17 protein-coding genes are annotated in these 24463 nt (G+C 46.0%); 6 read left to right on the top strand and 11 right to left on the bottom strand.

Translation table 11 applies throughout. The features are described 5' to 3' along the window. Positions 1–14: 14 nt before the first annotated feature. The 4 genes from BCT27_RS21915 to hrpA all read right to left on the bottom strand — a co-directional run bounded on the left by BCT27_RS21915 (position 15) and on the right by hrpA (position 7231). The gene (locus tag BCT27_RS21915; protein ID WP_102396761.1) at positions 15–1022 is read right to left on the bottom strand and encodes a LacI family DNA-binding transcriptional regulator; all 1008 of its coding nucleotides are present in this window, start codon (positions 1020–1022) and stop codon (positions 15–17) included. Positions 1023–1215: 193 nt separating this feature from the next. Continuing rightward, positions 1216–2100 carry a DNA ligase gene (locus BCT27_RS21910; protein WP_102396760.1) on the bottom strand — a complete coding sequence of 295 codons (885 nt, stop codon included), beginning with the start codon at positions 2098–2100 and terminating at the stop codon, positions 1216–1218. 242 nt (positions 2101–2342) lie between these two features. Beyond that, on the bottom strand, positions 2343–2969 hold the full coding sequence (locus BCT27_RS21905; RefSeq protein ID WP_102396759.1) for a murein L,D-transpeptidase catalytic domain family protein: 627 nt from the start codon (positions 2967–2969) through the stop codon (positions 2343–2345). A 359-nt stretch (positions 2970–3328) separates the two neighbouring features. Beyond that, positions 3329–7231 carry an ATP-dependent RNA helicase HrpA gene (gene hrpA, locus BCT27_RS21900; protein ID WP_102396758.1) on the bottom strand — a complete coding sequence of 1301 codons (3903 nt, stop codon included), beginning with the start codon at positions 7229–7231 and terminating at the stop codon, positions 3329–3331. 412 nt (positions 7232–7643) lie between these two features. Between hrpA and BCT27_RS21895 the strand changes: the two genes are divergently transcribed. Further along, positions 7644–9320, top strand: a complete 1677-nt coding sequence (locus BCT27_RS21895; RefSeq protein WP_102396757.1) for a GMC oxidoreductase — start codon at positions 7644–7646, stop codon at positions 9318–9320. 204 nt (positions 9321–9524) lie between these two features. Further along, positions 9525–10505: an oxygen-dependent tRNA uridine(34) hydroxylase TrhO gene (gene trhO / locus BCT27_RS21890; RefSeq protein WP_102396756.1), complete on the top strand. Its 981-nt coding sequence runs from the start codon at positions 9525–9527 to the stop codon at positions 10503–10505. A gap of 92 nt (positions 10506–10597) precedes the next feature. On the opposite strand, the gene BCT27_RS21885 is transcribed toward trhO, so the two are convergent. The 4 genes from BCT27_RS21885 to BCT27_RS21875 form a co-directional block, all read right to left on the bottom strand. After that, a complete protein-coding gene (locus tag BCT27_RS21885; protein WP_102396755.1) occupies positions 10598–11941 on the bottom strand; it encodes an endonuclease/exonuclease/phosphatase family protein in 1344 nt (447 codons plus the stop codon). Between the two features lie 196 nt (positions 11942–12137). After that, complete coding sequence (locus BCT27_RS21880; protein ID WP_102392228.1) at positions 12138–13106, bottom strand: TAXI family TRAP transporter solute-binding subunit; 969 nt, start codon at positions 13104–13106, stop codon at positions 12138–12140. Positions 13107–13125: 19 nt separating this feature from the next. Then, complete coding sequence (locus tag BCT27_RS25725; RefSeq protein ID WP_017008536.1) at positions 13126–13302, bottom strand: hypothetical protein; 177 nt, start codon at positions 13300–13302, stop codon at positions 13126–13128. A gap of 8 nt (positions 13303–13310) precedes the next feature. Then, the gene (locus tag BCT27_RS21875; RefSeq protein WP_241902480.1) at positions 13311–14087 is read right to left on the bottom strand and encodes a hypothetical protein; all 777 of its coding nucleotides are present in this window, start codon (positions 14085–14087) and stop codon (positions 13311–13313) included. Between the two features lie 484 nt (positions 14088–14571). On the opposite strand from BCT27_RS21875, the gene BCT27_RS21870 reads away from it, so the two are divergent. Beyond that, entirely contained in the window at positions 14572–14835 is a 264-nt protein-coding gene (locus BCT27_RS21870) for a glutaredoxin family protein (RefSeq protein ID WP_102392230.1), read from the top strand. Positions 14836–14929: 94 nt separating this feature from the next. Here the strand turns inward: BCT27_RS21870 and BCT27_RS21865 are convergent, their stop codons facing one another. Continuing rightward, positions 14930–15751 carry a c-type cytochrome gene (locus tag BCT27_RS21865; RefSeq protein ID WP_102396754.1) on the bottom strand — a complete coding sequence of 274 codons (822 nt, stop codon included), beginning with the start codon at positions 15749–15751 and terminating at the stop codon, positions 14930–14932. A gap of 951 nt (positions 15752–16702) precedes the next feature. Between BCT27_RS21865 and BCT27_RS21860 the strand changes: the two genes are divergently transcribed. From BCT27_RS21860 to BCT27_RS21850, 3 genes are all read left to right on the top strand, one after another. Continuing rightward, positions 16703–18874: a lipoxygenase family protein gene (locus tag BCT27_RS21860; protein WP_102396753.1), complete on the top strand. Its 2172-nt coding sequence runs from the start codon at positions 16703–16705 to the stop codon at positions 18872–18874. Between the two features lie 16 nt (positions 18875–18890). After that, a complete protein-coding gene (locus tag BCT27_RS21855; protein WP_102392232.1) occupies positions 18891–19259 on the top strand; it encodes a hypothetical protein in 369 nt (122 codons plus the stop codon). A 245-nt stretch (positions 19260–19504) separates the two neighbouring features. Then, complete coding sequence (locus tag BCT27_RS21850; RefSeq protein ID WP_102396752.1) at positions 19505–20746, top strand: outer membrane protein transport protein; 1242 nt, start codon at positions 19505–19507, stop codon at positions 20744–20746. A gap of 432 nt (positions 20747–21178) precedes the next feature. Here the strand turns inward: BCT27_RS21850 and BCT27_RS21845 are convergent, their stop codons facing one another. Next, complete coding sequence (locus BCT27_RS21845; protein ID WP_102396751.1) at positions 21179–22753, bottom strand: AMP-binding protein; 1575 nt, start codon at positions 22751–22753, stop codon at positions 21179–21181. Positions 22754–22899: 146 nt separating this feature from the next. Then, positions 22900–24357, bottom strand: coding sequence for a coniferyl aldehyde dehydrogenase (locus BCT27_RS21840; RefSeq protein WP_102396750.1), 1458 nt, complete (start codon positions 24355–24357; stop codon positions 22900–22902). Positions 24358–24463 lie beyond the last annotated feature (106 nt).

The raw sequence follows: 24463 nt of genomic DNA, 5'->3' as shown, positions 1-24463 counted from the left end.
CGACCTAGTCAAGGTTAAGCATGAACAGGGAGAAGGCTTTCTCCCTCGTCCAATTCAAACTCAAGGGGTGTTGAACTGTGTGGCAACCCTTGTATCTGCGCCAATAAAGAGAGCGCCGCTTTTTCGCCAGTTTGGTGGTCTGGGGTCACGATACTGGCCAGACGCGGCATCATGGATTGGCCAATGTCGAGCGCATGTACACCTGCAATGCCAATGTCTTCCGGCACGTTGATGGATTGTCGCTGACATTCAAGTAGCACGCCGGCCGCGATTTCATCGTCTGTACAGAAAAACGCATCCGTTTCAGGATACCGTTCGAGCACTTTTCGTGTCATTTGGCGCGCCAAAGAAACCGAGGACATCGATTTGGCTGCCAAACTGCGCGGCGTGAGCGAATGGCTCTCCATGGCGTCGACATAGCCTTGTGTCTTCTCTCGGGTAAAGATGCCCTTTTTCGCGCTCAAACAAACGATGTGCTCATAACCACGCTCAATCATCATAGTGACCATGGAACACGCGGCGAGCGTGTTATCGACGCCTACAGACGGTTTAGAGGAGGTTTCGCTTGCGTCCATCATCTCCACTACGGGCACACCGGCCGTTTTTATCATTTTATGGCTTCGCACTGAATGTTCCGAGCCGGCCAGAATCAGGCCATCCACGTTGAATGACAACAACGTCTCGATACGCTTTTCTTCTATGCCTTGGTCATAATCATACTGTGTGTACATCAATTGATAGCCCGACTCTTCGGCCACGCTCTCAATGCCACGAATCACGTCTTGAAAAACAGGATGACTTAATGATGGCAAGATAACGCCAAGGGTTTGGCTGCATTGGTTTGAAAGGATGTTTGGGACACAATTGGGAATGTAGCCAATTTCGTCTAAGGCCGTTGCGATCTTCTCACCGGTTTTCGACGCAACCTTTTCAGGTGATTTCAGATATCGGCTCACGGTCATCTTGGTGACGCCAACACTGTCAGCGATGTCTTGCATGGTGGGACGACGAGGTTTTTGCATTTGACCTAATCCTTGTTCAGCGTTTCTTTGATGCTTACTGTTTTAAGTTTCTGAACAGTTAAGCACTTTCGCCAAAAACAATGATGGAAGTGTGACGGGTAACGTAGAGAGAAACGCCCTCACTTGAATGCCAACAAGCGCCAATGGATAAAGCGCGCGGCGAGCAAGGGTGATGAAGGCGATAGGTATCGAATTACTGCTTGGTTTTGTCGATGCGCACAAAGCGTGCAAACTTTGGAACGCCGTACTTGGTGTACCCGTTATAGCGATATGTGACTTTGCTGCCGACTGATGGTGGCGTTTCGCGTTGTTTGTCGCTAAACCCAGAACCAATTTTGAAGGTTTTCCCATTCGCCATACGAACAATGATTGCACCCATCATGTTGGTGTATTTCCCTTTGCCTTCAACGTAGCCGATGACCTCTGCTTCGGCATCTTGGGCAATCTTTACTTTAAGCAGGCTGACATCCCTGCCTTGAATATAGATTTCATCAACATTGCGTAGCATGATGCCTTCCGCGCCCTGAGCATGAAGATTGCTCAGCGCCGCTTGAATGTTCGCATCGCTTATCGCGGGAAAATGAGGAATCAATGCAACGTGCCCATGCGCTTTCTCGAGTGACACAGGCACAGCGTTCAGATACTGTTCAATAGCCTGGGTGCGTTGTGAGAAATTTCCTTGGTGATTTGGAGCATCAAATAACATAAAACGAATAGTTTTCCACTCTAGCTCGTTGGGCGTGTCATCCATCACCGCAGACAACGTATGTTCGAACTTGCCTCGACCAGCCCACAATTCGCCTTCGACAGGAAATGGTGGTAGCACTTCAATAAACCATTGAGGCGCATGAATCTCATTTCCTTTGCGCGTCACCAGACGCTCGCCTGTCCAGTAAGCGCGAATACCATCAAGCTTTTCACTGTAGACGTACTGAGACCAATTTCTCGCCTCATTCTGTTCGTAATCCATCGCGAGTAAAGGCACGTAGGATTGTTCATTGACCGTTTCAACTGCGTGAACATGGCTCGCACTCAATAGCGCTGCGCTCAACACATTTATGCTAACACCTTGCTTCATGGATATTTTCCCTCCTCACTGATCTAGACAAACATACCAACACCTAACGAAGGGCATGTTATCTTCAAGCGGGAAAGACTCTAGTTAGGGCGGCAGGATTGGGATTGTCTTTGAAGTGCCACAAGCCTGGTTGCATTTCTATACAGAAAAAAGGCGCGTTCTCTCGATACGCGTCTTTCTCATTTGGGGAGTAACTGCTTGTTTCTATGTTTTTTTCTATGCTTATTTCTCTGTATTAACGCCTAGGCATACGCATAGATGAAGGTTCCGTCTTTAATGACGTTAATCACTTTCTTCGACAAGTAACTCGGCAAAGCGGGACACCCCCAACTGCGTCCAAGCTGGCCTGTTTTAGATATCACCTTTGGGTTCGCATAGGCTGCACCATGGATCACGATAGCGCGGCGTCTCGCGTTGTCGTTCACCCCTTTCGACAACCCATCTAACCGCAAAGAGTAGCCATGCTTGCCATAGTAGGTTTCGCTGGCGCGGAAGACACCTATCGAGGTTTGATGCGAATTCACGCGGTTTGAAAACTTCTTCGCGTAGAGATGACCACTGTTTTTCCCGTGAGAGACATACGAGGAAAACAGGGTTTTACGTTTTGCCACATCAAACACCCAAAAACGTTTCTCTGAAGATGGCTTACCGTAGTCGATCAGTGTAAACACAGGTCTTGCGCTTTTACTGAACTTGAAATGGTTATAAGCGTCGGCAAATTTATCAAACGACAGTTCATGTTTAATGCCGAGTTGGTTGTACATGCTATAAGCATCAGGCAACGGGCTCGCAGCCGCAGCGCCTGAATAGATCAAGGTAGAAAATGCGATTAACGTCAGCGCACAAAAAGCGTTTAATGCCCTAAACATGGTATTCCCTTAAAAAATGATACTAAACCCAACAAAGCAATGCCTTTACCCGGTATGGTTTGGGATTGCCGCTTTGTTGTAATGAGTACCAAAATCCGTGCCAGAACAGCGCCTAGGCAATGTATGACATGAATTACATATAAAAATTCAATGAATTAGATACTGAAGGGAGATCCATTCTTCTCTGCGCATTGGGCCACAAACACAAGAAAACAGCGTGAACGGCTTGTCTTTGCCGCCTTGTTTCTTGTGAATGCGGAATATTGCCATAGGGGGAATACGTGAAAAAGCCAGCGTGGACGCTGGCTTTCTATTTATTAATAAGTGTGACTCTTATTTAATACAAAGGTGTAAAGCAATCAGATTTGGTTAATGGCATTCTTGATGCGCTTATCTGAAATTGGGTAAGGCGTACCGAGTTGCTGAGCGAAGAAACTCACGCGAAGTTCTTCGATCATCCAGCGAATGTCTTTCACTGATGTCGGTATTTTTTGCCCTTTCGGAATCTTGTTTAACAGCTCTTTGTAATCACCGCTGACGGATTCAATTTTCAGCATATGTAAACGATCGCGATTAGGATCGACAGGTAGCTTATCAAGTCGACGCTCAACCGCATTTAAGTAGCGCTGAATGTCAGGCAAGCGTTTCCAACCGCATTCAGTCGCAAAGCCTTTAAAGATCAATCCATCGACTTGCGCCTTAATGTCCGACATCGCAAATGCCATGGTAAAGTCGATTTTGCCTTTCAACTTCTTGTTGATGTTGAACGCCGTCGTCAGGATCTGTTCCACTTGCTTAGCGATATCGACCACGGTGTCACCCAATTCGCCGCGAACGACTTCTTTGAGCGCGTTAAAGTCTTCAGACTGCCACTTCAACCCGCCCTGCGATTCAACAAGCTTATCCACACCACAAGCAATGCAATCATCGATCAAATCCAACACGCGCCCGTACGGGTTAAAGTACAAACCAAGTTTCGATTTGTTCGGCAAGTTATCGTGAAGGTATTTAATCGGTGACGGCACGTTCAACAAAATTAATCGGCGTTGACCTTGCGCCATCACTTGTTGCTGTTCATCTTCCGTTTCGAATAGCTTAATGCCTACTGAGTCTTTGTTATCGACAATCGCAGGGAAGGCTTTGACTTCAAAACCACCGCGCTTTTGCGTGTACATTTGTGGCAATGCGCCAAAGCTCCACGTCGTTAATCCTTGCTGTTCAATATCGTCATCCGCCACTTGAGAAAGGGTTTCTTGTACCTTTTCCTTCAAGCTGTCTTTTAACGCATAGAGGTCTTGGTTTTCTTTTAGCTTGCGGTTCTTATGGTCAACCGCGCGGAAAGAAATCTTTAAGTGTTCCGGCAACTGATCGGTTTGCCAGTTCTCGCGCAACACTGTCACACCCGTCATGCGTTTCAACTCGCGCTCCAACGCATCAAGCAGCGGCATTTCCATTGGCGTAACACGCTGTAGGAAGGCAGACGCATAGTTCGGTGCTGGCACAAAGTTACGTCGTAACGTCTTTGGTAGCGACTTAATCAACGCAACAATCAACTCATGGCGTAATCCTGGAATTTGCCAATCAAACCCTTCTGGAGCAACTTGGTTAAGTACGGGCAATGGCACATGCACGGTCACGCCATCATGATCTTCGCCGGGTTCGAACTGATAACTCAAACGCAGCTTCAGGTTGCCTTGGAACCAAAAGTTCGGGTAATCCAACTCGGTAACATGGCTAGCATCACCGGCCAGAAGCATGTTCTTTTCGAAGTTCAGCTTTTCAGGTTCGTGCTTACTGACCTTCTTCCACCATGCATCGAAATGACGGCCTGACACGACAGTGTGGTCAATACGTTGATCGTAAAAACCATAAAGCGTGTCATCATCCACCAAAATATCGCGGCGACGAGATTTAAGTTCCAGCTCTTCCACTTCCGCCAATAGCTTACGGTTTTGGTGGTAGAACTTATGCTTAGTCTCCCAGTCCCCTTCTACAAGTGCAGAACGGATGAAGATTTCGCGACTAAGTACAGCATCAATGTGGCTGTAATTCACCTTGCGCTTCGGCACGATCGGAATGCCGTACAGCATGACTTTTTCATGCGCAAAGACGGCCGCTTGTTTTTTCTCCCAATGCGGTTCGCTGTAGCTTCGCTTGATCAAATGCTTGGCTAATGGCTCTACCCACTCAGGTTGAATTTTGGCAGCAACACGGCCCCACAACTTAGAGGTTTCAACCAGCTCTGCAACCATCACCCACTTCGGCTGCTTTTTGAAAAGACCGGAACCTGGGAAAACACCGAAGCGTGCGTTTCGTGCGCCTTGGTATTCGTTCTTCTCTTGGTCTTTCAAGCCAATATGAGAAAGCAAACCAGCCAGCAAGGCAGTATGAACCGCTTGGTAATCTGCGGGCTCTTGGTTGATTTTAAAACCAAGCTCATGCACGACCTGACGAATTTGGAAGTGCACGTCTTGCCACTCGCGAACACGCAGATAGTTTAAATATTCTTTCTTGCACTGACGACGGAACTGATTACCTGACAGTGCTTTTTGTTGCTCGGCAATGTAGTCCCACATGTTCACGAACGCGACAAAGTCTGATTCTTTGTCGTTAAATCGGCTGTGCTTCTCGTCAGAGGCTTGTTTCTTGTCTGATGGGCGTTCACGCGGATCTTGAATCGACAACGCAGATGCAATCACCATCACTTCTTTCAACGCACCCAAACGTGCGGATTCCAGCACCATTCGCGCTAAACGCGGATCGATCGGCAAGCGCGCCAAAGCACGCCCTGTGTCCGTCAGGCGTTTTGCGTCGTCTTTATTTCCACCTTCTTTTAGTGCGCCAAGCTCTTCAAGAAGACGAACACCGTCTTGAATGTTACGACTATCCGGTGGCTGAACAAACGGGAATGCGGCGACGTCACCAAGGCCAATGGCCGTCATTTGTAAAATTACGGACGCCAAGTTAGTACGTAGAATTTCAGGATCGGTAAATTCTGAGCGAGAAAGGAAATCCTCTTCAGAAAATAAACGAATACAAATACCGTCTGATACACGACCACAACGGCCTTTACGCTGATTCGCACTCGCTTGCGAGATGGCTTCAATCGGTAAGCGTTGTACTTTGGTGCGGTAGCTGTAACGTGAAATACGCGCAGTACCTGGGTCGATCACGTATTTGATGCCCGGCACGGTTAACGAGGTTTCCGCGACATTTGTTGCCAAAACAATGCGACGACCACCGTGCGTTTGGAACACACGATTTTGTTCCGCTGAGGACAAACGCGCATACAAGGGCAAAATTTCCGTACCGCGCAAGTTACGCTTGGTCAGCGCGTCAGCGGTATCGCGGATTTCCCGCTCGCCATTCATGAAAATCAGAATGTCGCCTGGGCCTTCTGCATGAAGCTCATCCACGGCATCAAAAATCGCCTGTAACTGATCGCGATCGGTGTCGTCACTGTCATCCACAATGGGACGGTAACGCACGTCAACCGGATATGTACGACCTGATACCTCAATGATTGGCGCACCACGGAAGTGGTTAGAGAAACGCTCAGGGTCGATGGTGGCTGATGTGATAATCAGTTTTAGATCGGGGCGTTTCGGCAGTAACTGTTTGAGGTAGCCAAGAATGAAGTCGATATTCAAACTGCGTTCGTGGGCTTCATCGATGATGATGCAGTCATACTGATTTAAGAAACGGTCATTCTGAATCTCTGCCAGCAAGATACCGTCTGTCATCAGCTTCACTCTCGATTCTTCAGACACTTGGTCATTAAATCGAACCTTGTAACCGACGGTTTTACCTAACTCGGTTTCAAGTTCTTCCGCGATACGCGTTGCGACAGTGCGCGCAGCAAGTCGACGTGGTTGTGTATGGCCAATCACGCCCGATATCCCTAAACCAAGCTCCATACAGATTTTAGGTAGCTGGGTGGTTTTACCTGAACCTGTTTCACCCGCAACAATAACCACTTGGTTGTTGGCAATGGCTTCCGCGATGTCATCTTTTTTCTGACTAACGGGCAATAATTCAGGGTAGGAAATCTTTGGTGTAGCAGATTGGCGTCGCAGTTTTATTTGCATTGAACGCGCAATATCAATGGCGATTTCTTCAAAGACGGCCTGACGGGCTTCGTCTTTATTAATGCGTTGCGCCCCTTTGATACGCTTGCTCAGACGAAATCTGTCTTTGATCATGCAGTCGTCTAGCGCGGAGAACAGAGTTTTTGCGTTATTTTGATGATTTGAACCGGTCAAAACGTTGTCCAAGAAATGCTGAAATGGATGAATAGCTGAGGATGGTATGTTTTCGGCAATAATGAATGCTGAGATACCATGTCAAAATTGGCTCAATTCTATCACAGTCCTAAATAAACGCCCTACCATTCTGATTTTTACGCCGTCTTTGCTTAGGGCTCGTTTTCCCCTCATCGCCTATTAGACCAAGGTCTAACGTCCATTAACATTTGCTTATATTCTCAACCATGAGCATTAGTCACATAAACATTGTGTATATCATTCTAGCCAGTTAGAACCTGTTTTTTTCATGTCTTCAGTTTCTAATTTATCTATATAAAACTGTTCATTATGCAGCCAATTTCATTGTCAGTCCTGTTGATTGTATGTCACGTCATACATTTTGCGTTGTAAACGGCTCAAGGAGAAGGAAATGGAAAGCCCGAAAAGAAGGCAATTTGTAAAATCCACCATCGGTGTTTCAGTCGCAGCTGCCGTTGCGCCATATTCCAGTGAGACGAAAGCTCTAACCTCCCTCTTACCGATCAATTATCGATTGTTGGTTCCTGAATTATTCAATACGCCGCCAAGGCTCTCTTATCACTATCCTGTCTTGATCATTGGCAGCGGCTTTGGTGGTGCAGTGAGTGCGCTCAGGCTGGGTCAGGCTGGAATCAAAGCCGCCATTATCGAACGCGGTAACCGCTGGCCGTTGAGCAAGCACCGAAAAATCTTTGCTTACGACATGATTGCTGATGGCCGAATGTTTTGGCATCGAGAAACCACAACGTTCCCGGCACTCACTTATCAACTTCCCTTTTTTAATGCCATACAAACCAAAAGCATTGATAAATTTTGTGGCGTGCTCGATATCATTGATCGTCAGGGCGAAAACTACCGTGGCGGATCTGATATTTTGCTCGGCACTGCCGTGGGCGGCGGCTCTGTTATCTATACCGGCGTAAAGGCGATTCCTAAACAAGCGTATTTTGAACGACTTTTCCCTGCGGACATTACCTTTAGCGAAATGGTGAATACCTATTACCCGCGCGTGAAGTCTGTCCTGAATTACAGCCAAATGCCAAATGACATCTACAACAGCCTTTCCTTTAAACACTGTCGAGATTGGGACAGAGAAGCCGCCAAAACTGGTTATCACTCTTACAAAATCGACGGTAACTGGGATTGGAATGTCGTTCGAGAAGAAATGACAGGGCACTCCCTCCCTTCGAGCACCTTAGGTTTAACCAATTTCGGGAACAGTAATGGCTGCAAACAGAGCCTAGATCAGAACTACATTCCCATGGCGGAGGCCACCGGCAACGTGACGGTTCACCATAATCATGAAGTGAAAGAAATCTCACGTAATGGTGATTTGTATGAACTGGATATTGTTGAATACGATCCTTATGGCGAGATCATCCATCAAAAAACCGTTACCTGCGACAAGCTCATCATGGCGGCCGGTGCATACCACACCCCGCGTATGCTGGTTCGTGCGAAAGCAAAAGGCACGCTCCCTGAGCTCAATGAATTTGTTGGTAAAAACTGGGGCGATAACGGAAACCGCATGGCCTTTAGGCAGTCACTGTTTGGGCTGCCACAAGGAGGCCCTCAAGCATCGCCCTCGCCGTCAGCCATCTACGTGAAAGATCACGGCGAGAGCCCGATTGTTGCCGAGAATTGGGCCAATGCTGCCATCGCCGAAGTTGGCGTTTCCATGTCGTTAGCCGTCACTGCGGATTTCAACAATCGCGGATACTTCTATTACGATGGCGCAAAAGACGACGCTGTTTTGCATTACCCGAAAGCACTCGAAGCGGATGCAACTAACTCAATGCGAAAAGTGAACACCAATATGGCCTTAAGAAATTGGCAGCGGTTGGGCGCGCCGGGATTTGATGATGTTATTTTTACGGGTGCTCACCCTGTTGGTGGTATGGAAATTGGCAAAGCAACAGATATGTATGGCCGCGTAAAAGGGCTACCTAACATGTATGTCATGGATGGCGCCTTGATTCCCGGTAACACGGGTGGCGCCAATCCCTCATTGACCATTGCGGCACTGGCGGAAAGAAACATAGAGAAAGTGATTCAAGAAGATTTCTAGCTTCTTACCTAGACGATAAACCACACCAAAGCCGAGCCCGTCTCGGCTTTTCTTTACCCACCCATCGTAATGTTTATTCGTTAGATCTTGATTACGTCTTTGCGATTTTGTATCGCAATAACCACATTTTTGTTGCATGTTTATAGTGGCGTCCATCAGTTACACTATTAATCGTTAATTAAACCTGCAGTGAAAGGAAACCGTGTGAGTCAGTTTGTAATTTGTGCGTTGTATAAATTTGTTGAATTAAAGGACTATAAAAACATTCAAGCGCCACTGACGGCGTTGATGGATGAACATGAAGTTCGAGGTACATTATTGCTCGCACAAGAAGGCATAAATGGCACAGTGGCAGCGAAGCGCGAGAGCATTGATACCCTACTCGCTTATTTGAATGCTGACCCACGACTGGCAGGTATTAATTTCAAAGAATCCTTCTCTGATGAACAACCGTTCAATCGCACCAAGGTCAAACTGAAAAAAGAAATCGTCACCATGGGCGTTGAAGGCATTGATCCTCGTCATGTGGTCGGCACCTACGTAAAGCCTTCTGAGTGGAATGCACTGATTTCTGATCCTGAGGTTTTCGTGGTTGATACACGTAATGACTACGAGATTGAACTCGGCACATTTGAAGGTGCAGTTAACCCAAACACAGAAACGTTCCGTGAGTTTCCAAGTTACGTAAAAGAAAACATGGATCCAACGAAGCACAAAAAAGTTGCGATGTTTTGTACCGGCGGCATTCGTTGTGAAAAATCGACGGCCTACATGAAAGAGCAAGGCTTTGATGAGGTGTATCACCTTGAGGGCGGCATACTTAAATACCTTGAAGATGTGCCTGAAGAAAATAGCCTTTGGAATGGCGACTGCTACGTGTTCGATGGCCGCGTTGCCGTGAACCACCAGCTAGAGCAGAGTGATTACAGTTTGTGTAACGCGTGTCGTTTACCGATTACGGAAGAAGACAAGCAATCGCCACAGTTTGAGCAAGGCGTGAGCTGTCCGAAGTGTTTTGGCACACACACAGAAGAACAATTGGCGAACTTCCGTGAGCGAGAAAAGCAGGTTCAACTTGCGGCGGCACGTGGTGAAACGCATGTGGGCGCAGATGCAATAAAACAAAAAGAGGCGCGCCGCGCAGAAAAGTTAGCGTTAAAAACACAACAACGCGCTAGAAAATAACGCGCATTCGCAGTATTGGTTAGCCAATAAACATTAAAAAGAAACCGAGCATTCCGCTCGGTTTCTTTCTTTTATCGATAGCCCAAACGCGTTTAGTAGAGCTCGACAACGTTCCAGACTAAACGGTGGTCTGACGAAATGTCCTTACCATCACCATACTGTCCTACCCGCTCGTCGTTCATCAGCAAACGCCCTTCTTCACCCGTCGCCGGCCAATACACACCTGACTCAATAACGTTTAAGCCTGCGGACGGAATAACATGATCCACTCGCAAACCAAAGGTGCTGGTAACACGCTCAGGGTACTGCCCTGTGTTATTGGCCTCCAATGCCCCCGTGCTGGTGGGTGTTAAATCACCTTCAGTCGCATCGTGATTCACGCGAGGATGCGATAACAATGCACCGATGGTTTCTTGAAATCCGTCACCTTCAAAAGGATCAGCATTCAGATCGCCCATCACGACGAAATGCGCTTTCTTAGAAAGCCCGCCAACCTTGCCTTTGTCGTCATAAATGAAGTCTGCATTGTCGATATAATCAATCCAAAACTGAATTTCATCGCGATTACGCAATTTGTTATTTTCAGTCACCGTGTCAAAAACAGGCGGCGTGGGGTGTGAAAGCAGCAAATGCACGACTTCTTCGCCAAACGGCGTTGAGATCTTAATGGGCACATCAATGTGGTTCTTGGAAGAAAGGCGCATGCGTTGCCATTCTTGGTCGGAGTACCACTCATCACCACACCCTAGCCCTTCAGGGATGGGGTTGTTCGGATCATCGCAATTCACAACCCGCGGCTTCTCTGCATTCGGGAGGTCTTTCCATTTAAAGGTTTGAAATGTTCGGGTACGTTTCTTATCAATCTCAAATTTCGACATCAATGCAAACGCATACTGCCCATGATAAAAACCAAATCCCCATGCATCCCCAGGTAATTGACCCGCTTCGCCGTTATTGTCTAAATCCAGCCCACTGTTAAGGCCGGTATTGGTGGCATAGGTTTCTTTAAAGGGATATTTAATAGGTTTTAGCTTGTCTCCACCATCAATACTGTTGGGGCTTTGACCATGAGACAGGTAGTTTTTCTGAAAACCTTTCAACGCCTTTAGCTTAATGCCGTTACCGTCGTTGTTAAACTCACCCATCATGAGAATATCGGGACGTGAGGTTTGAATGATCGCTGCAACATTACGGATCTGAATGATTTTCTCTGCGCGTTCTCTGTCTTCGTCGCTCATGCCATCCTTGTCACTAACATACGCATCAACCAATACAGTTTGCTTCTTCCTCGATGTTTTCATTTCATCGACGAGTTGCTCAAACGATCCACGATCAAAGGAAAGATTGAACGACGCCACCGTCACTTCCTCGTTTTTGCAGCCCATCAGCGTTAACGTACTAAGGAGCGTAACAAGCCCCCATACTCGCATTTTCATTGCCATTTCCTCGATGTGATCACCTATTCGCTATCACGAGAGTTAACTTAAGTATTGTTTGGATAGCGATGTGTGAATAAACATGGTCGCTTTGAGCTATCTTCATGCTCTCTTTTTCAAGAATCACACCGTCACTAACAAAAAAAGAGACCTAGAAGGTCTCTTTTTTGTTCTATTGTTCTGTTGTTCTGTTGTTCTATTCGTATTCTTCTAATTTTTCTTCATCAAGAGGAAAGTACGACCAATCTGATTGACCTTCATCTTCAATGTAATCATAAACACTCGCCCAGTTTGGGTTTGTATTCGGATCATCGGCTAAATCAGCGACATTCGCATAAATACATGTTGCGAGTTCTGTCATCGACGCATTTCGTGTTTTCTTGCGGAAAGATTTACCGACGAGCAAAGCGCGAACACCGACCGTTTGCACGGACTGAACTTTACCACCAATCTGGTAATTGACATTTTGCTTGCTGTAAAAGCCTGCTGTTTGCGAAATATCATCGTAATCCAGCGCTGCCAATGTCCACTTGCCTGACTTAAGATATTCGTCAACCACTGAATATGGAGCACCACCAACCAAAATCAGTGGCATGCTTACATCATTCACGTTGTTGGATGTTTCAGCCACACTAAGATTCAAATTGAAGAAATAACTCAGTGCTTGTGCAGAAACCATTGAACCGCCCCAAGACCCTACAGTCTGGCCTTTCAACATAGAAAGTTCGAATTTACTCGCTTTCTTGTCCGAATTTCCAAACCACTTGTTCCACATCCCACCACTGTCTTTACCCTTAGGTTTGTAGTTTTTAGGAATCAGTAAATGAACCGCTTCTTCGTGCAAGCCAACCAGCACCTTAATGCGATTCTTATTCACTTGCTTCGGTGAACGTTTTGCGTGGAAGTTGAGAACATCTTCTTGCACCATGCCCAATGCGTACTTCTTGTTTGTAATGCCAAGTAGGTTGTCGACAGAACCACCAGAGTTTGCAATGCTTAAGTCATAGTTTGTCACATCATCTGCACAATATTCGCTGATGTCATTCCCCATACCAAAGTAGTTACCCGTTGGCCCACCAGTTCCCATTACAAGTTCTTTTGCTGCCACTGATGTTGTTACAAGGCTTGCCGCGAGTACGGCAACCGAGGTGAATTTATACTTCATTTCGCTATACTCCGTTAGCTCAGAAAGGACTTTCCGTTAGTACGTTATCGTTATAGTTTTCTGATGAATCGTCACTTGGGCCGCTTAAAAAACTGAGCACACCAAATGCTAGTGTCATCACACACAAAATTGCGATAACAATCTGCATCACTTTTGTCGTTTTTCCGACGTTTACTTCTTGATCAACATTTGACATATAGCCTCCTATCCATTGTCAATTTCATAGTCAGCTACTGAATTTTCTACGCTTACCATTGCTTCATGAAAATCTTGTTCAATAGCAGCAAACGCTTCCATGCCGAGCATTTCTTCAAGCTTGTTTCCATTTGAATCATTCGCAAACTTAAGTGCATCACCCACCATGTCAGAGAACTCTGCCATCTCTTTGTAATCACGCACTTTTACTTCCAGCGCTTTGTGGGCGTTGGCCGCGCGATTTACATTGGCTTTTACCATTTCATACGCAAGTTCAACCTTTTCCGTCATTTCTACTTTTCTATCAAAATTAGAAGACTCTTGGTTTGACGCTTTAAGGCGCGTATTTATTTTGTTCACAAACCCACCCATTTTGTCTCTAGCCGCTCGCGCTGAATTCAAACGATTTCCGGATTCAATAACCATGTTGGTGAGTGTTTCGATTTTGTGCGTTTTAGCTTCTTCAATCATTTTCTTAAGAACATGATTGCGCATTTTTTGCTTTATTAGAGGGTCCGCCATTTTCAGGTATCTGTAGGCATAGATCATAAGTGCAACAGCCCCTAGCCCCACTACAAGTGCGATAACACCCGTGATGATTTGGAACATGATCGTTCCCAAAAGCATGAGGCCAAGAAGTGCAAAACCTGCAAAACCTAAGTTTCTTGCTGTACCCGTGACAGATGAGCTCTGCTCTCGTTTAATATCAGCAATTCTGTTATTGCTCTCTTCAACGAGCGAAGTGAAATTCAATGATTTTGTAACCGTAGACAAGCTACCTCCCAATCCTTTGGTATTTATTTGAAATGCTCCACGTTCTTGCCTGCCGTTAAAGAAGGCAAAAGAAAACGTCAGCTTACGTTTCGAGTTGCGCGACCTTTTAATACAAACAAAACATATGAGGACACGATGCCGAAAGGTCTTAGAGGCTATGTGTAAAATGCAAATAGCTCTCAGAGACAAAACACGTAAGTTTGAGGAGTAAAACTGGATACACAACAAAGAGGAATACTAAGATAGAGCGCATCAAGAATTCAGTCGCACAACAGAGAAAAGCTCAAAACAGGCTGCACAAGATCTCAAGTTAACGTTCGGGAAGAACTCAAGAACCGACGAAGGTAATACTCAAAGTATCAAAAACTGGCTCGTTCAGCGCAAAGCTATGGTGATCAGGGTATAAAGAGGACTAAGATGAAAGTGATTTATGAAATGTGCGGTCTATTTTACGCAAGCAATTAGACCCAATCTCTCAGATGTATAAGGATTATTCATGTCAAACTTAGAACTTCTTAGCCTTTACCACAAAGACTACTGCCCATACTGCTTAAAAGTACGTGCAGCAATGACATACATGGGTGTCGACATCAAATTGGTGAATGTGGGGACAGATTCAGATGCGCGCGATCGCCTCATTTCTGAAGGTGGCAAAAGCATGGTTCCGTGTTTGCGCATTGAGAGCACAGATGGCTCAGTTGAATGGATGTATGAATCCGATGATATTATCGAGTATTTAAAAGAAAACGTTGCCAGCTAACATTAAAAAGGCCCTTTACGGGCCTTTTTTTGTGCTTGTGTTTCTCACGCGCGCACACCTGGCAGTATTGTATTACCACCAGCAAATACGCACATTATTGATCAATCTTATCCATCATTTTTTGACCTTTCATGAAGGTCAGGTAATCAATGATAGCGCTAAGCTCGGCGTCGGACAGATGGTCGAACATCAACATACGAGACTTAGCACGGTAAGAGTTCGGATTTTTAATGAACGCCATTAAGTATTCCGTGTCTCGATACTCTGTAATGTTCTGAGGAATGTTGAGTTCAGGACCGATATCCCCGCCCTCCAAGTTGACAGAGTGGCAAGAGATACAAAGGTTATTGAAAGTGGTGTAACCCGACATCACGGTTGAGCCTTTGTCTGCGCCAACAGGGAAGTAATCCGATGTTGGTTTTTCGTAGTTAAATTCAATTTTGTAAACTTGGAAAGGCCATGTCCACTTCTTGTATTCACTGGGCTCTGTCGTCATGACGTAAAATGGGCCCGGGTTCAATACCTGTTTACCTTCTCCGATATCGGTAAACAGTGCCTCATTCCCCTCTTCGCCAGTGACAACGACTAATGGGCTTTCAGTCACTCCTTTTGACCACGTAGCAATGAATCCATCCAATGCATGGAATTTGATTTCTTCAACTTTAGCAAAGTCGATGCCAGCAAACGTTGCCACGTCAATGAAGTCCATACCGTTGTAAACCATATCTTGGTGGTAAACAGGTGATGTAAAGGACAACGTATGGTTTTTCGATGCCTTATCCAACTCAGCTATCTTAAGTGTTTTATCAAATATAACCGTGTCACCTTGCTTTAATACAAACTCCAGCTTTCTATCATCTGCTAACCCAACCAACGAATAACAACCAAGAACAAGAAAAAGTATACATCTCAACATTGGAATCCCTTTTTATTAATTGCGAGTCACATCTTTGACTTAAATACTACCTTTCCTTACACCTCAAACATTCACCATGTAAAAACACAGGCCATTTCAAATATTGAAGAAGTAAGTCAGAAGGCACACCACCAAACCTTCAACTCATTGACTAAGAAAGATTTAAATAATGCGCCGTAGTAAATCGATTATAGGACTAAATTCAAAGACTGAAGGATGTTTACGTTGATCTAGCGCATAAATGAGAAATTAGGCGTGCGGTATTAAGCGTGAAGATGAAACGTGTTTTATATATAAATATATTCTTATATTCATATGCGAAAGAATGCTTACACCTCACCATTCATAATATGCATTTCAATACATTGACTAGCCCTGGCGATTATTTTCCACACCTACAAGTTGCAAATTGCCATACTTTTCAACTTTTGCATCCACATATTCAGACTGGCAATCTAATAAATTAGTCACCACTAATGCGACCAACTATACACCTGCCGTAAACCTACTCAGTTAAATGGCCTAATGCTGTCCGGTCGCACTGCGAGATTCCGTTGCTACTCGTATTAAGTCTCATAAAAAAGACAATGTCATTGTCAGTTATTTTTACACTTTTAATGGTGCGCTTTGCCAGAAAGGAATGTTAAGACAAGTCTTATTCGTGTTCGGATAAACCCTTTCTTTTTTTGCTTGATATGGTTACTGAGTGATTTTTGAGTGCTGATTGCAATCAAAAATATCCATGCCTCTACGTGATTGTGTCTCTACATTTTCGTCTACGTGTTAAGAGCAGGTAGACACCTACATTTCAGCAAGCACGTGGTCGTGAACTTTAAGGCAGTACTTGTGTAATTCATGAAGACTGAGTGAGTAATAGCCAACGAGGACATTAACGTTACGTTGACCAACTCAGCCAAGTGACGTATCCACCAGTGATGAAGGAACGAAACGATGAGCGATGACAAAATCGAAGAACTTAGGGCGCTAATTAATGCGCCCGCTCCCCAATCAGATAGCGCTGCCACTCAGCGAAGTGCTCGATTCATAAGTACACCCCAATGCTACGAAGGGTTCGATCTCTTTGGTCTGATAGATGACGGTGGTCCCCCTCTTGGATTGGGCGGTGTTGAAAATGAGGTCGCCCCTTACCCTTACGTTTCCTTACCTCAATACGACAACGCGACATTAGATGACAGGCAACAAGCACTGGTCCAAGCAAAACTCGATAACGTGTTCGACTACGCGAAATTACGCGGTGCAGTTGTTCACGGTAATGTCAGATGTGATGACGTGCAAAATGCAAAAGATTGGCGTTATCGCGGAGGATTGGAGGAACAAGAATACAACTTTAATGTTGATGATGCTGATGCTGATTTCGTTGGTGTTCGCTTGTTTGAAGGTACCATCGCCTATCTTGGTAAAAACTTTGTAGCCATCGTTCTTTCTCAGAACATCGCTCAGAAATTCCTTGATTTGCTTGCGGTTGTTTACAGTAGTGTGGCTGATAACAATTTTGAGCGGATTTCGATAGAAATCATCGATCCCATCCTATTAACCTTCCCCAGTCGAAAATGTAACAGCGTTGAGGAACTCGATTTCTACCCTGATTTCTGTCCATCGCACCCAGAGTACGACGCAAGGATTAAACAATGGCCTAAAGCGCCTTATGACAATGACTTCCGTTCTGATGACCTGGTCGGCTGGTTGATGACAGCAGCACCAACGCCGGTGTTTAACTATCTAAAACCCTTCACAGAACACATGAACAAATTTCCGATGACCAATGACAAATTCAAGCGCGTGCCTGGGTTTGAGGCAGACGATTTAGACCAAGCAATGGCGGAAGGAAGGCTGTTTATTCTCGATTTCAAAGATTTCCAAGAAGAAACCGTGGCTGCGCGTAATTGGGATAACTTTGGTGCCAGACTGCATGCTGGTATCGCGTTGTTCGCCCTGCCCACGAACAGCAACACATTAAAAACTGTCGCCATCCAGCCGACACAGCACCCTATCGGAAATTCTTTTTGGGATGGCATCGGTTGGACGCTCGCAAACATCTTTGGGTATGGCGGGAATACCCAGCCTCCATCCAAAATAGTCACGCCTGCGGATAACTATTGGGCATGGCAAATGGCGAAGAATGCCATTACAACCATGACGTCCATGGCGGCGGTTGTAGATCATTTATCAACCCACGTTTACCTCGGCCCAATACCTGTGGCTTACTTCCGCAACATTCCCAATCAACACCCTTTGCGCGCACTTCTTGATACCCATTTGATGGCATTGGTCACCAATAACCACACCGGGATTTTTGAGGTTGGTGCGCCTATTGTTGGACCAGACATTGTTTACAACAACCCGTATAACGGATTGTTGACGGGGGCAATTCAGCGCTTATCCGGGTTCAGCAGTGTGACATTTGTGAATGCCACGGTACGAAGAAAAGACCAATATCATTTCTTTGAGCAAAGCACGCCATTTGATCGCATGAATGACCCTTCCTTCGCACAAATTGGTGATTATCCCCAACATGACGATAACCGCTTAATGCCAATCATCAAGGAATGGGTTGATGGCTACCTTCGCCTCTACTATCACTCTGATCAAGATGTGACTAACGATACAGAACTACAAGCATTCTTGTATGAAACCACACACGATGGTCGTGTTAGAGGTTTCCCTGATGACGCTAGATCGATTGAAGAACTGGTCGATATCGTTTCAAGAATCATTTATTGGATGTCCGTCAACCACGGCTTTACGAGTTTGGCTTCGTTCATGAAATTGGGTGCGCTTGGCTTCTATCGAGACCACCCAATCGAACCAACGCATCCTTACTCTGAGAGAGACTGGTTGAACGTGTGCCCTCCAATGAATGTCGGCGCTGGTCTGTTTTTCTTCTCGAGGATCTTTACGGATCTTCCAGAAGATTGGCACCGTTCTCTCGGTAAATACCCGAAAGGTCAGTTCAAACACGATCCGAACGTTTACCCACTGCTAGATGTTTTCCAATCTCAACTTCAATCGTTGGATAATGAGATTAGAGACAAGAATGCTGACAGACGTTGGGCATACGATTTAAGAATGCCATCCACCATTACTGTCAGTCCTTGGAACTAAGGTTAGGAGACGCAAAATGAAAGACATTAATCTTACTCGTCGAGCAACCATGCGCGGTCTACTAGTTGCTGGCGGTTCTTGCGTGGCACTCTCGCAAGTCAACGTTTGGGCGCAACCAAGCCAAAACTTGTCCGCACATAGAAATAGCAAAGAAGCGATTGAAGCCAGTCAACAATTAGAGTTAACCACACCGGAGCAAGATGTGTTTGTTGCCATCAAACAGAACCTTGTTCATTCAAAAAAGGTGAAAGACGAACAAATCGCTGACTTTGCCAAGAAAATTGTCGAACGTAGTCCGAAAGACACCGACTTTAAAGCTGTCTTTGCTAATCTTCATCAAGAGTTTCAGCTGATGGATTATTTCATTCGCTATATCCATGCATAACGTTTTTAGCAGGTAGAGCAACACTCAACGGGCTATGTGGTATAGCCCGTTTTCTATCGGTTCTTATTCCAAACCGCCCGCTATCGTCCCCCCGTAACTCAATGTTTTTGCACTGTTCACTGCCCTGATAACCTTCTGGCACGACAAGACAAACACCTTTTCAACAAAGCACTTAACATCAAAACATCCCCTTTTCTTTTACGTGTTTCACACGGCAGTAAGGAAAGAAAACCAAGGAGGTTGATATGTTAGTTTCTCATTGTTCAAAAGCGCGTTTATCTAAAACCGCATTAACGGGAGTCGCAATGTTTGTTTCTTCCGCTTTAAGCATCAATACTGCACATGCTGCGGGTTATCAGATTGCATTTGATTCCGCCAGTGGGTTGGGTCGAGCATACGCAGGTGAAGCTGCTATTGGCGACACCGCCGCAGCCATGGGAAGAAACCCCGCGATCATGACATTGTTTGAACGCGCTGAGTTTTCTGGCGCTTTGGTGTATTTCGACGCGGATATCGATGTTGTCGGGTCTTCTAACGCCCAATCGTCCAGCGATACCGTTCCTTCAAATGTTGTACCTGCCAGTTACTATGTTCAGCCTTTAAGTGAAAAACTCGCCGTTGGTTTAGGGCTTTATTCTAACTATGGACTTGCCACGGAACTTAAGGATGGATTCGCGTCGCCAGACATTGCAGGAGAAACATCGCTGCTTTCAGTTAACCTCAACCCAGCAATTGCATATCAAATTACCCCTATGGTCAGTCTGGGTGCGGGTGTGAGTTTGATTTATGCCACGGGTGAAGCAAAACGTGAGAACTTACTGAGCTGGGAAGGCGACGATGTGGCGTTTGGCTGGAACATAGGTTCACTCGTGACACTGGATGAAAACAACCGCTTTGGATTGGCCTATCGCGCCGGTGTTGATGTAAACCTTGAAGGCGATTTTACCGATCACACTCCCGGGCTTGTTGCTGTGCCTGGCGGTGGCACTGTATCGAGTAGCTCAACCGTGCCCCTGCCTGCAACGGCTGAGTTTTCTGGTTTTCACCAACTGAATGACAACATCGCAATCCACTACAGCGCGCTTTGGACGCAATGGAGTGATTACACCGAGTTTAAGGCAACAGGCAGTGGTTGTTCTGTTACGGGCGGCACCTGTTTTCTTAAACCTGAATCCTATGACGATAGCTGGCGCTGGGCGATTGGCACCACCTATCAACTCAATGAGGCGGTGAAACTCCGCGCTGGGTTTGCGCTTGATGAAAAAGCGGGCGAAACCACGCTAAGCGTCCCCGACCAAGATGCTTATTGGTATTCTGCGGGCATCAACTATGTCCATGATGCAAACTGGTCGTTTGATGCAGGGTTGGCTTATATGGATAGGTCGGACGAAACCTTCACGGAAACCAGTTTGTTTGCAGGCAGCAATGAATACGAAACCAAGGGGTATCTCATCATTGCGGGCGTACAAGCCAACTACCGTTTTTAGTTTTCCTGAGCAGCCCCCCTTATTTAGGACGGGACAATCCATCAACAAAAAGCCCGGTAACCCGGGCTTTTTCATTCTCAGCGCTCAGCCTTACTTATATCACTTGTTCATGTTGCTGAAATTTGATGTGGATAAGAGCGTTAGAAAGCCCGAGGAAAAAACCACAGATGACTAACACCATGAAGCCCTGCGAAATAATGGTCATTCTTCCGTACGAGCAGCAATATATTTAATCCAAAAGAGGCGCGCAATGCGATGCAGGTAAAACGCGCCGTATTCCGTACGTTTTTCAGAAAAAATACGCCTTTCCTAAAGCCAAAAAAAAAGCCCCGCTATCAACAACAGGGCAAAGTTTACCGATAAGTTTTTGGAATGAGATTGTGACGTCTGGACTATCGGTAAAAACAGAGTAACGCGGCACTCGGACTAACGTCAGCTCTCCGCTCTAAGTTCCCGACGCAGTATTTTACCGACGGCAGATTTTGGCAGTTCTTTGACGATCCGAATATCTCTTGGGATCTTATAAGGCGTAAGGTTTTTCCTGCAGTGAAGCGCGATGTCATTTAAAGAAACGGTCTCTCTTGCTGTGATGTAAGCGACGACAGCTTCGCCTGTCGTGTCATCTGGCACGCCAACAACAGCCACCTCGAGCACATCGTTATGGCAGCTCAACACATGCTCGACTTCACTGGGGTAGACATTAAAACCTGACACTAAAATCATGTCTTTAAGGCGGTCAACAATTTGAACACAACCGTCGCTAAGTATTTTCCCCATGTCACCGGTTTTAAAATAGCCGTCAGAGGTGATCACTTGGTTCGTTTCTTCGGCGTTGTTCCAATACCCCTTCATGACCTGCTCACCCTTGACGACAATCTGACCGACCTCACCTTGAGGTACTGATTTATCGTTTACGTCCCAGATCTCGACGATCGTGCCAACCAAAGGAACACCAACAGTGCCGTAATGCTCTTTTCCTGGAATGTTAAGACTGATCACTGGAGACGTTTCAGACATGCCATATCCTTCAGTAATGTCACCGCCAGTCACCTCTTTCCATGCGAGACGCGCATTATCGATAAGGGCAGTTCCCCCTGAAAAGGTCACCTTGAGGTTTGAGAAATCGAGCGCTTTGAAACCGTCATGTTGGCACAAGCCGACGAATAAGGTGTTAATCCCCGCCATGCCGGTAAATTTATGTGGCTTAATCAGGGAAACAAAACCGTCTAAGTCTCTTGGGTTCGGGATCAGAATATTTCCGTTCCCTTGTGAGAAAAACAAAAGCAAATTCACGGCAAACGCATAGATGTGATAAAGCGGCAATGGGCAAACAAAAAGTTCTTCACCTCGCATCACTGTGCCTTCTAGACGCTCTTCAAACTGATGAACATTGGCCAGTACCGATCGGTGAGTCAAACTCGCCCCCTTGGCGCGACCTGTAGTGCCCCCTGTATATTGCAACATGCATATCGCATCAGGAGGGGAAACTATTGGTCTAAGCACTTCATCTTGGCCAGTTAACAGTGCTTGCGGTAGGCCTGTTTGTACTAATTGTTTTTCACAATGTAATGAGGGTTCATCCCCTGCGAAACCCGCATACACCACAACGTCTATATCGGTGTTATCGATGATAGCGGCAAGGTTATCTGCAAACGGGGCAAAAATAACAATGGCCTTTGCGCCTGAATCAGAAAACTGGTGGAGCATTTCTCTTGGCGTATAAAGGGGGTTGGTATTCACAAGAACAAGACCAGCCCGCATTGCAGCGAACGCCGCAATAGGAAAATCCAGAATGTTGGGAAGCTGAATCGCAATCCGGTCACCCGGTTGCAATGCCGTATAGTGTTGAAACCAGCATGCTAATGCTCTGGATTTTTCTTCAACCTCTTTGTAGGTTAGCTGTGAAGGGCCACAGTGAAATGCAACCTTGTCGGCATACCTATCACAAGCTTGTACGATAAAGTTCGGAAGATTATTACAAGCTTTCACATCTTCACTCTTTCGCATGTGGATCTCCTTTTAACGTTTCAGTTTCTGATCTCTCGAAGTTTTCTAGGTGATACAGAATATCGAGGGGGGGCCCTGTTGTTTCTTGGGCGATGCAATTGTTGTTACTAGGGCGATGAAATTGTGCATGTGTCATCACCTCGTGTTTATCGAACAAAAAACCGATAAAAAAGCGCATGTATTTTGCGACCATAAGGGGGAAACAGCATGTCACTGAAAAATAGCCGGCCGCGACTCAGCACTGACTTAGCATGGGAGAAGGTTCTAAAGCCCTCAATCCCGTGATAGCTCCCGATCCCCGACGCGCCGACCCCTCCAAAAGGTAGATCATCAACAACGACATGAAATGCAGCATCATTGATACATACCCCCCCAGCATGTGTGTTGTTCAACAAAGTTTGCTGAAAGGCTTTGTCAAAACTCTGGATGTATAGACCCAAAGGTCGAGGGTTATCGTTGATGTCAGCAATGACATCTTCTAACGTTGTGTAGCCGACAATGGGCAGAATCGGCCCAAAAATCTCTTCCTGCATGACTTTCATGTCGCGGTCAGCACCTAACACTACCGTCAGTGGCATATAACAATCTTCTGGGTTTTCTGAGACTTCCCCGAGCGGTATGACTACAGCCCCGCGCTGTTTTGCATCGTCCAAGTAACCCACAAGACGTTGATACTGTTTGGCATTAATCACTCTCGTACGTCGTGCGACCCCTTCTTCAACGGGATACATGGATTGATATCGAACCTTTATGGCTCTTTTCAATTCACTGACACGGTTTTTCGGACAGTACACATAGTCCGGAGACACACAGGTCTGTCCTGCATTCATCGTCTTTCCATAAATAAAGCGTTTTACTGCTTCGTCGAGGTCAATACTGTCGTCAATAATGACTGGCGACTTCCCCCCTAGCTCAAGCGTGACTGGCACCAAGTTTTCGGCTGCCGCCTTCATCACATGCCTTCCAACCTCCGTTGACCCCGTAAACAGCAAGTGATCAAATTTCAGAGACGAGAATGCGCGTGCAACATCGGCCTCTCCTTCGATCACACATACTTTTGAGCGGTCAAAAATGCTCGATAACATGTTCGAGATAATGGCATTGGTGTTGGGCGTAAATTCAGAGGTTTTAATCATCACGCGATTACCCGCAGATAACGCCGCCACAAGCGGACCAACGGTAAGGAATACTGGGTAGTTCCATGGCGCTATCACGCCCACCACACCTCTCGGTTGATACATAACCTTTGCATGCGCAGGTTGAAAGACGATGCCAACGGCTCTTTTTTGCGGCTTCATCCAGTTGGAAAGATGCTTGATGGCGTAATCAATGGAAGACAAAGAGGAAAAGATGTCACCCAAGATACTTTCATCATGACTGCGGTATTGAAAATCCTTTTCCAGCGCATCAAGCAATGCACCTTTGTTGACGAGAATGGCGTGTTTCAGCGCCTTCAGGTCGCGGACTCGACGCTCATGACTTGGGAATTTATCCTCTTCAAACGCCAGTTTTTGCCCATCAAACAGTCGTTGCATATCGACGAGGAAATCGCTGGTTATCTGCTTCGAGTAGGTTTGCGCCGAGATTTGCTCTACATTCGTCATTGAATTTCCTCTCATTGGTGTCGTGCATATACCATCAACGTTTTGGTGGACAACCTTTGTGTTGGTCTACATGCCACTATGAGGGAAACTGGAGGAACCGGATTGT

The organism is Enterovibrio norvegicus (assembly GCF_002876705.1).
Lineage (GTDB): Bacteria > Pseudomonadota > Gammaproteobacteria > Enterobacterales > Vibrionaceae > Enterovibrio > Enterovibrio norvegicus_B.
This window is presented reverse-complemented; position numbering and strand designations above follow the sequence as displayed.

Coding starts and splice junctions, on each gene's coding strand:
- BCT27_RS25725 (WP_017008536.1), bottom strand. CDS start 13,302: ATGTCAAATGTTGATCAAGAAGTAAACGTCGGAAAAACGACAAAAGTG.
- BCT27_RS21895 (WP_102396757.1), top strand. CDS start 7,644: ATGGAAAGCCCGAAAAGAAGGCAATTTGTAAAATCCACCATCGGTGTT.
- BCT27_RS21860 (WP_102396753.1), top strand. CDS start 16,703: ATGAGCGATGACAAAATCGAAGAACTTAGGGCGCTAATTAATGCGCCC.
- BCT27_RS21885 (WP_102396755.1), bottom strand. CDS start 11,941: ATGAAAATGCGAGTATGGGGGCTTGTTACGCTCCTTAGTACGTTAACG.
- BCT27_RS21880 (WP_102392228.1), bottom strand. CDS start 13,106: ATGAAGTATAAATTCACCTCGGTTGCCGTACTCGCGGCAAGCCTTGTA.
- BCT27_RS21870 (WP_102392230.1), top strand. CDS start 14,572: ATGTCAAACTTAGAACTTCTTAGCCTTTACCACAAAGACTACTGCCCA.
- BCT27_RS21915 (WP_102396761.1), bottom strand. CDS start 1,022: ATGCAAAAACCTCGTCGTCCCACCATGCAAGACATCGCTGACAGTGTT.
- BCT27_RS21905 (WP_102396759.1), bottom strand. CDS start 2,969: ATGTTTAGGGCATTAAACGCTTTTTGTGCGCTGACGTTAATCGCATTT.
- BCT27_RS21910 (WP_102396760.1), bottom strand. CDS start 2,100: ATGAAGCAAGGTGTTAGCATAAATGTGTTGAGCGCAGCGCTATTGAGT.
- BCT27_RS21850 (WP_102396752.1), top strand. CDS start 19,505: ATGTTAGTTTCTCATTGTTCAAAAGCGCGTTTATCTAAAACCGCATTA.
- BCT27_RS21840 (WP_102396750.1), bottom strand. CDS start 24,357: ATGACGAATGTAGAGCAAATCTCGGCGCAAACCTACTCGAAGCAGATA.
- BCT27_RS21845 (WP_102396751.1), bottom strand. CDS start 22,753: ATGCGAAAGAGTGAAGATGTGAAAGCTTGTAATAATCTTCCGAACTTT.
- BCT27_RS21865 (WP_102396754.1), bottom strand. CDS start 15,751: ATGTTGAGATGTATACTTTTTCTTGTTCTTGGTTGTTATTCGTTGGTT.
- BCT27_RS21855 (WP_102392232.1), top strand. CDS start 18,891: ATGAAAGACATTAATCTTACTCGTCGAGCAACCATGCGCGGTCTACTA.